This window comes from Bradyrhizobium sp. Ken51 (assembly GCF_055807435.1).
Window position 1 is genome coordinate 35,898 of sequence record NZ_JBVVPB010000031.1, and the last position, 13,007, is coordinate 48,904.

The 13,007-nt window shown below is 65.1% G+C and carries 10 protein-coding genes; 2 read left to right on the forward strand and 8 right to left on the reverse strand.

The window, feature by feature from the left end; translation table 11 throughout:
- The first annotated feature begins 173 nt into the window (after positions 1–173).
- Positions 174–530: a hypothetical protein gene (locus AC0L27_RS33815; RefSeq protein WP_473322046.1), complete on the forward strand. Its 357-nt coding sequence runs from the start codon at positions 174–176 to the stop codon at positions 528–530.
- A gap of 89 nt (positions 531–619) precedes the next feature.
- Here the strand turns inward: AC0L27_RS33815 and garD are convergent, their stop codons facing one another.
- The 8 genes from garD to AC0L27_RS33855 form a co-directional block, all read right to left on the reverse strand.
- Positions 620–2,161 (reverse strand): galactarate dehydratase, encoded by a 1,542-nt coding sequence (gene garD / locus AC0L27_RS33820; RefSeq protein ID WP_473322047.1) that lies wholly within the window; start codon positions 2,159–2,161, stop codon positions 620–622.
- Between the two features lie 112 nt (positions 2,162–2,273).
- Positions 2,274–3,722 carry an aldehyde dehydrogenase family protein gene (locus AC0L27_RS33825; RefSeq protein WP_473322049.1) on the reverse strand — a complete coding sequence of 483 codons (1,449 nt, stop codon included), beginning with the start codon at positions 3,720–3,722 and terminating at the stop codon, positions 2,274–2,276.
- Positions 3,723–3,739: 17 nt separating this feature from the next.
- Entirely contained in the window at positions 3,740–5,083 is a 1,344-nt protein-coding gene (gene gudD / locus AC0L27_RS33830; RefSeq protein WP_473322051.1) for a glucarate dehydratase, read from the reverse strand.
- 25 nt (positions 5,084–5,108) lie between these two features.
- Entirely contained in the window at positions 5,109–6,053 is a 945-nt protein-coding gene (kdgD, locus tag AC0L27_RS33835; RefSeq protein WP_473322052.1) for a 5-dehydro-4-deoxyglucarate dehydratase, read from the reverse strand.
- 123 nt (positions 6,054–6,176) lie between these two features.
- Positions 6,177–7,082 carry a LysR family transcriptional regulator gene (locus tag AC0L27_RS33840; RefSeq protein ID WP_018457543.1) on the reverse strand — a complete coding sequence of 302 codons (906 nt, stop codon included), beginning with the start codon at positions 7,080–7,082 and terminating at the stop codon, positions 6,177–6,179.
- Positions 7,083–7,203: 121 nt separating this feature from the next.
- A complete protein-coding gene (locus tag AC0L27_RS33845; protein WP_473322053.1) occupies positions 7,204–8,556 on the reverse strand; it encodes an MFS transporter in 1,353 nt (450 codons plus the stop codon).
- Between the two features lie 271 nt (positions 8,557–8,827).
- Positions 8,828–10,780, reverse strand: a complete 1,953-nt coding sequence (locus AC0L27_RS33850; RefSeq protein WP_473322055.1) for an SGNH/GDSL hydrolase family protein — start codon at positions 10,778–10,780, stop codon at positions 8,828–8,830.
- A gap of 154 nt (positions 10,781–10,934) precedes the next feature.
- Positions 10,935–12,017 carry a lysylphosphatidylglycerol synthase transmembrane domain-containing protein gene (locus AC0L27_RS33855; RefSeq protein WP_275169972.1) on the reverse strand — a complete coding sequence of 361 codons (1,083 nt, stop codon included), beginning with the start codon at positions 12,015–12,017 and terminating at the stop codon, positions 10,935–10,937.
- Positions 12,018–12,442: 425 nt separating this feature from the next.
- Between AC0L27_RS33855 and AC0L27_RS33860 the strand changes: the two genes are divergently transcribed.
- Positions 12,443–12,949, forward strand: coding sequence for a YciE/YciF ferroxidase family protein (locus AC0L27_RS33860; protein WP_027566868.1), 507 nt, complete (start codon positions 12,443–12,445; stop codon positions 12,947–12,949).
- Positions 12,950–13,007 lie beyond the last annotated feature (58 nt).

A 13,007-nucleotide genomic window follows, 5' to 3' on the forward strand; every position in this document is an offset into this window, starting at 1 on the left:
GTGCCGGACGCGCGCCAGTAGTTCCCCGGAATGCGCGGTGGCGCCGGATTTGCATAGCTATCCGCAAAGCTGTTGGGGGAATGAGTCGCCGTCCTTGACGCCCTTCGCCGAGTCGCGGAAGGCGGACGGCAACTATCGCCCCGCGGCGATGACCTCGATCCCGCGGAGACGACATGAGACGTGCAATACCGCGTGCCGCTATGCTGCTGGTCCTGACGGTGCTGCTGACGGCCCCGATGATGGCGCGCGACGACGGGCGCTACGCCAACTCGCCATTAAAGCCCTGGTTCGAGAGCCTGCACAGCGAATACGGCCAATGCTGCTCGGATGCCGATGGCTATGTGGTTGCCGATGTCGACTGGGAATCCGACAAGGGCCGTTACCGCGTGCATCTCGACGGCGAGTGGGTGGTCGTGCCCGATGGCGCCGTCATCACCGAGCCGAACAAGATCGGCCGCACCATGGTGTGGAAGCACTATATCGACGGCCATCCGCGCGTGCGCTGCTTCATGCCGGGCAGCATGACATAGACTGAAGCGTCATCCCGGGCGAAACGTAGCGTCGAAACGGGACTCGCACCAATGCATCCACGCGGCGAGGCAGCGCCCGCGCGCGGCGCTCAGGTCACCGGCGCCGGATTGAACAGCGTCAGATCGTTGTGGATGCCCCAGCGATCCGACCACGGCTTGGTGCGGCCGCTGGCGACATCGAGGATCAGGCGGAACAGGTCCCAGCCGGTCTCCTCAATGGTCTTCTCGCCGGTCGCGATGCCTCCCGCATCGAAATCGATCAGGTCCTTCCAGCGTCGCGCGAGCTCGCTGCGGGTCGCGACCTTGATCACGGGCGCAGCCGCAAGGCCATAGGGCGTGCCGCGGCCGGTGGTGAACACCTGCAGCGTCATGCCGGAGGCGAGCTGGAGCGTGCCGCAGATGAAGTCGGACGCCGGCGTTGCCGCGAACAGCATGCCCTTCTGCGTCGCCTTCTCGCCGGGCGAGAGCACGCCGGTGATGGCGCTTGATCCGGACTTGACGATCGAGCCGAGCGACTTCTCGACGATGTTGGCAAGCCCGCCCTTCTTGTTGCCCGGCGTGGTATTGGCGCTGCGGTCAGCGCCGCCGCGGGCCAGATAGGAATCGTACCAGGCCATCTCGCGGACCAGCGCGCGGCCGACGTCCTCGTTGATGGCGCGTCGCGTGAGGAGCTGGATCGCGTCGCGCACTTCGGTGACTTCCGAGAACATCACGGTGGCGCCGGCGCGCACCAGCAGGTCCGCGGCGAAACCGACCGCGGGATTCGCGGTGACGCCGGAAAAGGCGTCGCTGCCACCGCATTGCAGGCCGATGACGAGATCGGCGGCCGGGCAGGTCTCGCGGGTGCGCTTGTTGAGGATCTTCAGACGGGCTTCGGCCTGGGTCATGATCGCGTCGACGATGGCGCCAAAACCGTCGAAGGCTTCGTCCTGCATGCGCACGACGGCATTGCTGACGCCTTCCGGCACCAGCCGCTCGGGCGCGAGCTTTTCGCATCCCAAGCTGATGACCAGGATCTCGCCGCCGAAATTCGGGTTCTGCGCGATGTTTTGCAGCGTGCGGATCGGAATCACGGCGTCTGGCGCGTTGATGGCGACGCCACAGCCATAGGCATGCGTCAGCGGCACGACGTCATCGACATTCGGATATTTCGGCAGCAGCTCGGCGCGGATGCGCTTCACCGCATATTCCATCGTGCCCTTGACGCATTGCACGGAGGAGGAGATGCCGAGGATGTTCTTGGTGCCGACAGAGCCGTCGGAATTGCGAAAGCCTTCGAACGTGAAACCTTCGAGCGGCGGCAGCGGCGCGGGAACGGCGGTCGAGATTTCCAGCTTGTCGAGGGCAGGGGCCTCCGGCATGCGGATGCGCGCTTCGTCTACCCATTCGCCGGCCAGGATCGGCGCGAGCGCATGACCGATCACCTCGCCATAGCGGATGATCGGGGCGTCCTGCGGGATGTCGACCAGCGCCGTCTTGTGGCCTTGCGGCACGAAGGCGCGCAGCGTCAGGCCGCTGGCGAAGCGGGAGCCGGCGGGTAGCCCGAAATCATTGACCACGATGGCGACGTTGTCGCGCTCGTTGAGCTTGATGTAGCGAGGCTGCTCTTTCGCTGCGACTGACTGGTCCATGGAAGGACTCCGAAGTGTAGGGTGGGCAGCGTAACCCACCACCGTCTGCATCCGTCGAACCACAAGAGGTGGGTTACGCTGCGCTAACCCACCCTACGACACCTACGATCCATCAACCGGGATAGGTATAGGCGGTCTTCACCGTCGTGTAGAACTCGCGGGCGTAGGAGCCCTGCTCGCGGGCACCGTAGCTCGAACCCTTCCGGCCGCCGAACGGCACGTGATAGTCGACGCCGGCGGTCGGCAGATTGACCATCACCATGCCGGACTCGCTGTTGCGCTTGTAGTGCGAGGCGTATTTCAGGCTGCTGGTGCAGATGCCGGAGGCAAGGCCGAACTCGGTGTCGTTGGAGATCGCGAGCGCCTCCTCGTAGTTCTTGGCGCGAATGACGGCGGCAACCGGGCCGAAGACCTCCTCGCGCGAAATGCGCATGTTGTTGTTGGCCTCGGTGAACAGCGCCGGCTGGAGGTAGTGGCCGGGCGTTTCGCGCTTGAGCAACTCGCCGCCCCAGGCGAGCTTGGCACCCTCGTCCTGGCCGATCTTGATGTAGCGCAGGTCCTGGTCGAGCTGGCTCTGGTCGACCACCGGGCCGATATGCACGCCGGCCTTGAGCGCGTCGTCCACCGTCAGGCCTTTCAGGCGCTCGGTCACCGCCGCAACGAAACGGTCGTGAATACCTTCGGTGACGATCAGGCGGGACGAGGCGGTGCAGCGCTGGCCGGTGGAGAAATAGGCGCCGTTGACGGCGACTTCGACGGCGGTCTTGAGATCGGCGTCGTCGAGCACGACCAGCGGGTTCTTGCCGCCCATCTCGAGCTGGAATTTCTTCATGTTGCTCGAGGTCACGCAGGCCTGCGCGATCTTGCGGCCGGTCTGCACCGAGCCGGTGAAGGTGATCGCGGCGACGTCGGGATGCTCGATCAGGGTCTGGCCGACCACGGAGCCCGAGCCGACAACGAGGTTGAACACGCCGGCCGGGATGCCGGAACGGGTGATGATCTCGGACAGCGCATGCGCCGAGCCCGGCACCAGCTCGGCAGGCTTGAACACCACGGTGTTGCCGTAGCAGAGCGCCGGGGCGATCTTCCAGGCGGGGATCGCGATCGGGAAATTCCAGGGCGTGATCATGCCGACGACGCCCATCGGCTCACGGGTGAGCTCGACGTCGATGCCGGGACGCACCGAGGCACCCTTTTCGCCGATCATGCGCAGCGCCTCGCCGGCGAAGAACGCAAAAATCTGGCCGGCGCGGGCGACCTCGCCGATGCCCTCGGGGAGGGTCTTGCCTTCTTCGCGAGCGAGCAGGCGGCCGAGCTCTTCCTTGCGGGCGATGATCTCGAGCGAAATCTTGTTCAGCGCGTCGTAGCGCGCCTGCGGCGTCGACTGCGCCCAGGCGGGGAAGGCGGCCTTCGCGGCGGCGATCGCCTTCTCGGTCTGGGCCTTGTCGGCCTTGGCGTATTCGCCGACCAGATCATTGGTGTTGGAGGGGTTGATGTTCTTGGTGACGCCGGAGCCATCGACCCATTCGCCGCCGATGAAGTTCTTCAGGATCACAGTCATAGCTTCCTCCAGAGTTTTTAACGAACCAGGCAGGGACGCTTGTCGTCGAAGGTCCAGCCGGGGATCAGGTCCTGCATGGCAATAGCGTCATCGCGGGCGCCGAGTCCATGCTGCTTGTAGAGGTCATGCGCGGCGTCGATGGCGGCCCTGTCGATTTCGATACCCAGGCCCGGCCTATCAGGCACGGCGATCTTGCCGCCCATGATCTGGAGCGGCTCCTTGGTCAGCGCCTGGCCGTCCTGCCAGATCCAGTGCGTGTCGATCGCGGTGACCTTGCCGGGGGCGGCGGCGCCGACATGGGTGAACATGGCGAGCGAGATGTCGAAATGGTTGTTGGAGTGCGAACCCCAGGTCAGGCCGTTGTCGCGGCAGGTCTGAGCCACGCGCACCGAACCTTGCATGGTCCAGAAATGGGGATCGGCCAGCGGAATGTCCACCGCGCCGAGGCGCAGCGCATGGGACAATTGCCGCCAATCGGTCGCGATCATGTTGGTCGCGGTCGGCAGGCCCGTTGCACGGCGGAACTCGGCCATGATCTCACGGCCGGAGAAGCCGCCTTCGGCACCGCAGGGGTCCTCGGCATAGGCGAGGATCCCGTGCATGTCCTTGCAGAGGCTGACAGCCTCGTCGAGCGACCAAGCGCCGTTCGGATCCAGGGTCACCCGCGCATTCGGAAAGCGCTTGGCGATCGCGGTGACGGCCTCGATCTCCTGCTCGCCGCGCAGCACGCCGCCCTTGAGCTTGAAATCGGCGAAGCCGTAATGGTCATGGGTGGCTTCCGCGAGCCGCACCACGGTTTCCGGCGTCATCGCCTGCTGATGGCGGAGGTTGAACCATTCGGGCTTGCCGGTCTCGCCGGTGACGTAGTCGAGCTTGCTTTTGCGCCGGTCGCCGACGAAGAAGAGATAGCCCAGCGTCTCGACGCTGTTGCGCTGCTGGCCTTCGCCGAGCAGGGCTGCGACCGGCAGGTTGAGATGCTGGCCGAGCAGATCGAGCAGGGCCGACTCCACGGCCGTGACGGCATGGATCATGACGCGGAGATCGAACGTCTGCTTGCCGCGGCCGCCGGCGTCGCGATCGGCGAAGGCGGTCCTGATATCGGCGAGGATGTTGTTCATCGCGCCGACGGTCTTGCCGATCACGAGATCACGGGCGTCCTGCAGCGTCTGCCAGATCTTCTGCCCGCCCGGCACCTCGCCGACGCCGGTGTGACCGGCATTGTCGGTGAGAATGACGATGTTGCGGGTGAAGAACGGCGCATGCGCGCCGCTCAGATTGAGGAGCATGCTGTCACGACCTGCGACCGGGATCACTTGCATCGCGGTGACGACCGGTGCGCCAGTGATCTCGGTCTTGGCCATCGCAGGCTCCTCCCTGTGTCGATTGTTATTCTGCAGCCTCTTGTGACGATCGGATGGCGGGCAGATTTTTCACCATCGCCGTGACTTCCGCGATCTCCTGCTCGGTGAGGTCGGTCAGCGGCGGACGGACCGGGCCGGAATCGCGGCCGATCACCTTCATGCCGGCCTTGATGATCGAGACCGCATAGCCCTTCTTGCGGTTGCGGATCGCGATCAGCGGCAGGATGAAGTCCTTCAGGCCGGCATGGATCGTCGCGTGGTCGCGCTTGCGCACGGCGGCGTAGAAGTTGGTGGCGAATTCCGGAACGAAGTTGAACACCGCCGAGGAGTAGGTGGTCACGCCCATGTCGAGATAGGGCAGCGCGAAGGTCTCTGCGGTAGGCAAGCCGCCGATATAGGTCAGGCGGTCGCCGAGCTTGGTGTAGACGCGGGTCATCAGCTCGATGTCGCCGATGCCGTCCTTGTAGCCGACGAGGTTCGGGCAGCGTTCGGCGAGGCGGGCGAGCGTATCGGGCTGGAGGATGGCGTTATCGCGGTTGTAAACGATGACGCCGATCTTCACGGAGGCGCAGATCGCTTCCACGTGGGCAGCGAGGCCGTCCTGCTCGGCATGGGTGAGATAGGGCGGCAGCAGCAACAAGCCGTCGGCGCCGGCCTTCTCTGCGCCGATCGCGATCTCGCGCGCGGTGGCGGTGCCGTAGCCGGTGCCGGCGAGCACGGGCACGCGGCCCTTGGTCTCGTCAACGGCGATCTTGACCACCTGCGGAACCTCGGCCGCCGTCAGCGAGAAGAACTCGCCGGTGCCGCCGGCGGCGAACAGGCCTGCGACGTCATAGCCGCACAGCCAGTCCATGTTGGCCCGGTAGGTCGTCTCGTCGAAGGAGTAATCCGCCTTGAACGGCGTGACGGGGAAGGACAGGAGGCCGGATCCGATCTTCTGGGCCATTTCCTGCGGGGTCATCTTGCTCATGGGCGCTGCTCCCTGGTCTCGCGTTGTGGAGGACGCAAGCCTACGCGTCCATGCGCCGTGGTTTAGGAGACCGTTCGATGCGGGTCCAAGCCAAAGCCTATATCGACCGATGCGAATTCAGCATCAATCTTCCATCGCCTCCGCCGAGGACAATTCGCTCGCGATTTTGACGAGCGCCGACAGCAGCGGGTTCTCGTCGTCGCGGCGCCAGACCATGAACAGCTCGACCGGGACACGGGTTCGCAGCTTCAGCGGCCGCAGGCGGACGTCCGCGATCTTCAGGCTCGCCGCCGCTGCCGGCACGATGGCAAGGCCGAGGCCGGCGCGCACCATGGCGAGGATCGAGTGGATCTGGCTCAGGTGCTGGACATAGCGCGGCAGGATGTCGGCGCGGGTGAACAGCGCCACCAGCACGTCGTGAAAGTAGCGGCTCTCATAGGGCGAATACATCACGAAGGGCTGGTTGTCGAAATCCTTGATCGTGACGCTCTCGGCATTCGCCAGCGGATGCTTTTTCGGGATCGCGGCGAGCAGGGGCTCGGCGACGACACGGCGGCTGGCGATTTCGGGGCGCGCGATCGGCGGCCTGAGCAGGCCGGCATCGATCTGGCCCGAGGTCAGCGCCTCGAACTGGTCGCCCGACACCATCTCCTTCAGCGAGAAGTCCACCTCGGGCAGCTTGGCGCGGCAGGCGGCGACGAGCTCGGGGAGAAAGCCGTAGGCGGCGGCCGCGGTGAAGCCGATCTTCAGCGAGCCGGACTTGCCGAGCGCGATGCGGCGGGCAACCTGCGAGGCGCTTTCCGCAAGCTTCAGGATGCGCCGCGCTTCCGGCAGGAAGCTGCGCCCGGCCGGCGTCAGGCGCACCGAGCGGCTGGTACGCTCCAGCAGCGGCGCATCGATGATGTGCTCGAGCACCTGGATCTGCCGGGACAGCGGCGGCTGGGTCATGTTCAGCCGCGCGGCGGCGCGGCCGAAATGCAATTCCTCCGCCACCGTGACGAAACAGCGGAGCTGATTGAGGTCGAACATCGATACATGCCTTAGATGGATAAGGCGTTTCCCCGGCGCTTCTAGCATCGATTACTCCCAAAACAAAGACGGCGGCCGTGAAGCCGCCGTTAAGTTGCCTGGTCAAGCTCCACGGGAGCCCTCAGGAGGAACGTTTGAGCACCACGCGCTCGATCTTGCCGACGACCACGAGATAGGCGAATGCGGCCACCAGCGCATTAGCGCCGACGAATATCAGCGCCCCGTTGAACGAGCCGGTCGCGGCCAGGATGTAGCCGATCACGATCGGGGTGCTGATCGAGGAGAGATTGCCGAAGGTGTTGAACAGGCCGCCCGAGACGCCGCCGGCTTCCTTCGGCGAGGTGTCTGAGACGACAGCCCAGCCGAGCGCGCCGATGCCCTTGCCGAAGAAGGCGAGCGCCATGAAGCCGACCACCAGCGCCTGACCGTCGACGTAGTTGCAGGCGATGATCGACATCGACAGCAGCATGCCGCCGACGATCGGAATCTTGCGCGCCATGGTCAGCGAGCCGGTCTTGCGCAGGATCGCGTCGGAGATGACGCCGCCGAGCACGCCGCCGATGAAGCCGCACAGCGCCGGCAGTGTCGCGACGAAGCCGGCTTGCAGGATCGACAGCCCGCGCTCCTTGACGAGGTAGACCGGGAACCAGGTCAGGAAGAAATAGGTCAGCGTGTTGATGCAGTACTGGCCGAGATAGACGCCGAGCATCATGCGGTTGGAAAGCAGCTGGCGGATATGGTCCCACCCGGAGCCGGCCTCGGGCGCGCGCTCTTGCTTCAGATCGTCTTTGGGCGCGTCGACATCGACCAGCGCGCCGCCGTCCTTGATGTAGTCGAATTCGGCCTCGTTGATGCCGGGATGCTCCTTCGGGCCATAGATCGTCTTGATCCAGACCAGGCCCATGATGATGCCGAGTGCTCCCATCACGAAGAACACGTAGCGCCAGCCGTAGTCGTGCGCGATCCAGCCCATCAGCGGCGCGAAGATCACGGTGGCGAAATACTGCCCGGAATTGAAGAACGCGGACGCGGTGCCGCGCTCATTGCTCGGAAACCAGGCCGCGACGATGCGGGCGTTGGCGGGGAAAGACGGCGCTTCGGCGATGCCGACCAGGAAGCGCAGGCCGAACAGCACGGTGATCGCGGTCCCGGCGCTGAAGAATCCGACCCAACCCTGCATCGTCGTGAACAGCGACCAGACGATGATGCTGAAGGCATAGACGAGGCGGGAGCCGTAGCGGTCGAGCAGCCAGCCGCCCGGCACCTGCGCGATCACATAGGACCATCCGAACGCCGAGAAGATGTAGCCCATCGCGACGGGATCGAGATGCAGCTCCTTGGAGAGCGCGGGGCCCGCGATCGACAGCGTGGCGCGGTCAGCATAATTGACGGTCGTGACCAGGAACAACATGGTCACGATGAACAGCCTGACGCGAGACCTTCTCGCGTCCGCTGCGGACATCACTGCGCTCATTCCGCGCCTCCTTAGAACTCGAAACGTTTCCCCCTGCGACTCCTAGAGGTGCGCGCGGCAAAGTGTCCAAGTTCAAGGCAGTATCGATCGATGCCGCTTTTGGATTGATGGAACGGCAGGTGGGGAAACGATTGTGAGAGAGAGTGCCGAGACGTGAGCCCCAACGCCGTCATTGCGAGCGCAGCGAAGCAATCCAGAATCCCACTGCGGAAGGACTCTGGATGCTTCGCTGCGCTCGCAATGACGGTGTGGGTGAGAGCTCGTTGTAGCTCTACTGCTGCGCGCCCGGCAGCAGTGGCGCGAGCAACCCGCGTGTCACGCCCGGGGGCGCCGCATCGAGCCCCAGCACGGCGCTTGCGGCCGGCAGTGCCGCGTCCGCCATCGCGGCGTGGCCTTCGGCGCTGGGATGCACGGCGCCGCCATAGACGGCGGAGAGCACGCCCCAGGTCGCGTCGTGGATGTCGGTCGGCTGGCTTGCTGCCGGCAGGCCTTGCGGATAGGTCATCGCAGCGAAATAGCTGTCATTGGCGTCGCGGATCCAGCGCGCGCGCGGCAAATAGGCGCGGAATTCGGAGGCGCCGCGGCCGCACAGCATCGGCTGGCTCGCCGCGCTCACGATGTCAGGATTGAAGCTCTGGCCGTTCTCGGCAAAGCAGGTGCGGTCGAATTCGGGATCGTTGCCCGAATGCGCGCAGAAGCCGTGATCGGCGAACGCCGCCTGATGTGAATCCACGAAGGTCATGCGGTCGGCCTCGGGATCGCGGCACAGGGCGCCGCGGGTGCAGGTGGCGAGCCCCTTCAGTTGCGGCAGGAATTCGGTGTCGACGAAGCTCGAGACGCGGGCGAGGCGCTGCGGATCGGCGTTGAAGGACGGATGAATGTCGAAGCCGGCGCGGCCGCCGCGGCAGGGCACGCCGCCGTCGGCGAGCGCGGGGTTGGCGTAGGAGACGTAGACTACATGCGAGAGGTCGCCGCCGACCAGCGGCTTCAGCGCCTCGCGCAGCTTGACGAAATTCTGCGGCAGTTCGCGCGCCAGCGCATCGCGGGAATCATCGACGCTCGCCATCACGCCGGAGCGCCGGAAGATCGCGCGCTCGGTTGCGGTCTCGACGATCACGTCGGCGACAAGGCCGGAGAAATAGACGTCGTTGGCGCCGACCGAGAGCAGCACGAGGTCGAGCGTGCGCTCGGGCTGGCGTTTCCTGGCGGCGGTCAGCGCCTCGCGCAGCTCGGCGACCTGCGCGTTCACGCTGATGTTGCAGACGCCGGTCTTGCCAGGCGGGCATTCGCGGGCGCGCTGCGAGCCGAGCAGCCCGTCGCTGATGCTGGCGCCGGTGCAGGCGAGCGGCAGAAAGGTCACCGCGACGTGGGTGTAGCGTACCGCGAGCGCCAGCGCGGTGCGCGCCTGGTAGCTGTAGAGCGATCGGTGGCAGGGCGAGTTGAACCAGAGCGCGCTGTAGCGCTGCCAGTTCGCAAGCGTATCCGGCGCTTCGCAGGCACGGCCGCCCTTGAAGCCGGCGCGGCTCGGCCGGTAATACTGCGCGCCGGCGGTGCCGAGATAGGAGCGGAAGCAAAATCCTTCGTCGGACAGCGCCAGCGGCCGGTCCGGATTGCCTTCGCCCGAGGCGATGCTGTCTCCGAGACCAGCGACGAAGATGTCGCGGACCTGGATCTCGGTCTGGACGCGCTGGGTGGGATCGGAACCGGAGGAGACGTCGACGCTGGCGACCGTCTGCTTGCCGTAGCGGACCCGCAGATTGACCGGCTCGGCGCAGTCGAAGGTGGATTGTTGCGGCCCGTCGCCGTCGTCGAACGACCAGGCGCAGGTGGCGCCGACCGGCACCGCGCCGGCGAGGCGCACGGTGACGGGATGGTCGAGGGGGGTGAGGTAGTTTTCCTTCGTGTTGTCGCGGGTGCAGGGCTGGTTGACCCGGCCCTGGAGGTCGATGCAGAGCCGGTTGACCATGTTGCGGGCCCAGCCGCGGCCCTCGCTCTGGAGCTCCAGCGATTGCTCGGCGGCGAGGATGCTGCGGTTACGCGCGTTCTCGACATGGAGCAGGAAGTCGCGCTCCTCGCGGAACAGCCGGAAGCGGTTGCGGACCTCCCAGCTAATCTGCATGGCGCCCGCGTCCTGCGCGGCCGCCCGCTCCGGCGGCAAGGCGGTGAGGAGGCCGGCGAGCAGCAGGGCACCGGCGAGGAAACGGCGAAGGAATACAGGGATCATGGCCCGCGTCTTCAACGGCAAAGTTGAGGCGGAAATAAGAGAGCTGCCCTCCGCCTGCAACATTGGCCTGACGGTTTTGCCGGCCGTCGTCTAGCGGACTATCGTTGGAGCATGATCTTCCCGGAAAACCGCTTCGCGCTTTTCCGGAGCACGCTCAGCGTTTGCTGGCCTGCCGCAGCGACCGCTCGCGCTCCATCGCGGCCACCTGCTTGGGCAGGTTGGCCTGCGCGCAGGCCTCCGCCAGCCTTCGGCGCTCCTGCCAGGGCTCCACCACATTCATCCAGAGCTCGCGTGCGCCCATGATGGAGATGGCAAGACCGAACGGGATCACGAAATAGAGGATGCGGAAGACGAGGAGCGTGGCCAGAAGCTGCTCGCGGCCGAATTCGGGCAGCGCCACCAGCATGGCGGCGTCGAACACGCCGAGCGAGCCCGGGGCGTGGCTGGCGAAGCCGAGCAATGTCGCCAAAATGAACACCACGGAGAGCGACAGGAAATCGATCTGCGGAGTGGCCGGCACCAGAAGGTACATCGCCAGCGCGCAGAATCCGAGATCGACGACGCCGATCAGGATCTGCACCAGCGTCAGAGGCGCTGACGGCAGCACCACTTTCCAGCCCTTCTGGCCTAGTTCGCGGCGCTTCTCGCCCATGCACAGCCAGACCAGATAGGCGCCGATCGAGGCGAGGCCGCCGAGCGCAATCAGCCGGTTGATCGACGACGGCAGCTGATCCATGTAGGAGGCGGCATCCGGATGGATGGCCATGCCGATCGAGAGCACGAAGATGTTACCGAGCCAGAAGGTCAGGCCCGACAGGAAGCAGATTTTTGCGACGTCGATGGCATTCAGCCCGTAATCCGAATAGATCCGGAAGCGGATCGCGCCGCCGGTGAAGACGGTGGCGCCGATATTGTGGCCGATCGAATAGGACGTGAAGCTGGAGAGCGCTGCGATGCGATAGGGCACGTGCTTCTTGCCGATCGTTCGCAGTGCAAAAAAGTCGTAGAAGGTCAGCGTACAGAACGCGAAGCATACGCAGATCGCCGCCAGCCCGATATTGGCGCGGGGGATCTCGGTCAACGCCGTCAGGATGACCCCGGTGTCGATGCCCTTGAGCGTCCGTACCAGCGTGGTGATCGCGAACGCGATAATGAAGACGCTCGCCGCAACGCCGAGTCGCCGCCAGCCGATCCATCTCTTGAAGCCGCGCTTCAGCGCGGTCAGCAGTCCGTGCATTCATCCTCCCGGCGGGGGGCAAGACCGACCAAGCCAGACATTGGCCGGTCGGATGCGATCAGTGCCCGATGTGGGCTTTGATCGCTAGGCATGATGTAGCTCATTTAAGGCAAAAACACTGACTTGTGCAGCCCTTGACAAGGATAGGTTCTGCTTTGGACCAGCTTGGACCAGCCACTTTGTCATACGCGGTTCACATCGGACGCGCGTTAAGCATATGAGTCGTGGGACCGGTCGCGTCCGTCCGTGACATGATTTCAGATCCTGCACGGCCGGCATTGTTCCAGCGCAAGGGATGCGGGCTTTTTTGGAACGACGATGCCGTGCGCTGGTTAGTCCCCCATCAGCAATCGAACATGGCGGAATAACCGGCTTCTCCAGCAAGCCGGTGCCTCCGTGTTCCCACAACCGAGAGGATCGGACCGATGGGATTGTTCACAAAAGACATCAAAACCATGAACGACCTGTTCGTGCATCAGCTCCAGGACATCTATTACGCCGAGCAGCAGCTCACCAAGGCTCTGCCGAAAATGGCGGATAAGGCGACCGATCCGCAGCTGAAGCAGGGCTTTTTGACGCACCTCGAAGAAACCAGAGAGCACGTCAAGCGCCTCGAGGAAGTGTTCAAGATGCACGGTGCGCAGGTGAAGGCGGTCGATTGCCCCGCGATCGACGGCATCATCGAGGAAGCCGACGAGACCGCCGGCGAAGTCGCCGACAAGGCGGTGCTCGACGCCGCGCTGATCAACGCGGCACAGGCGGCGGAGCACTACGAGATCGTCCGCTACGGCAGCCTGATCGCCTGGGCCAAGCAGCTCGGCCGCAACGACTGCGCCAGCGTGCTCGCCAAGACGTTGGAAGAAGAGAAGGCGACCGACAAGAAGCTGACCACGCTCGCCGAGAGCAAGGTGAACCTGCGCGCGGCCAGCTAGGGCCGGGCGTCGCCAGGATCGGGATAGAGCGTCGCGCGGTCATCCGCGCGACGCTTGC

Excerpts from the sequence above, each read along its gene's own strand:
- AC0L27_RS33815 (WP_473322046.1), top strand. The coding sequence starts at position 174 with ATGAGACGTGCAATACCGCGTGCCGCTATGCTGCTGGTCCTGACGGTG.
- garD (WP_473322047.1), bottom strand. The coding sequence starts at position 2,161 with ATGGACCAGTCAGTCGCAGCGAAAGAGCAGCCTCGCTACATCAAGCTC.
- AC0L27_RS33825 (WP_473322049.1), bottom strand. The coding sequence starts at position 3,722 with ATGACTGTGATCCTGAAGAACTTCATCGGCGGCGAATGGGTCGATGGC.
- gudD (WP_473322051.1), bottom strand. The coding sequence starts at position 5,083 with ATGGCCAAGACCGAGATCACTGGCGCACCGGTCGTCACCGCGATGCAA.
- kdgD (WP_473322052.1), bottom strand. The coding sequence starts at position 6,053 with ATGAGCAAGATGACCCCGCAGGAAATGGCCCAGAAGATCGGATCCGGC.
- AC0L27_RS33840 (WP_018457543.1), bottom strand. The coding sequence starts at position 7,082 with ATGTTCGACCTCAATCAGCTCCGCTGTTTCGTCACGGTGGCGGAGGAA.
- AC0L27_RS33845 (WP_473322053.1), bottom strand. The coding sequence starts at position 8,556 with ATGAGCGCAGTGATGTCCGCAGCGGACGCGAGAAGGTCTCGCGTCAGG.
- AC0L27_RS33850 (WP_473322055.1), bottom strand. The coding sequence starts at position 10,780 with ATGATCCCTGTATTCCTTCGCCGTTTCCTCGCCGGTGCCCTGCTGCTC.
- AC0L27_RS33855 (WP_275169972.1), bottom strand. The coding sequence starts at position 12,017 with ATGCACGGACTGCTGACCGCGCTGAAGCGCGGCTTCAAGAGATGGATC.
- AC0L27_RS33860 (WP_027566868.1), top strand. The coding sequence starts at position 12,443 with ATGGGATTGTTCACAAAAGACATCAAAACCATGAACGACCTGTTCGTG.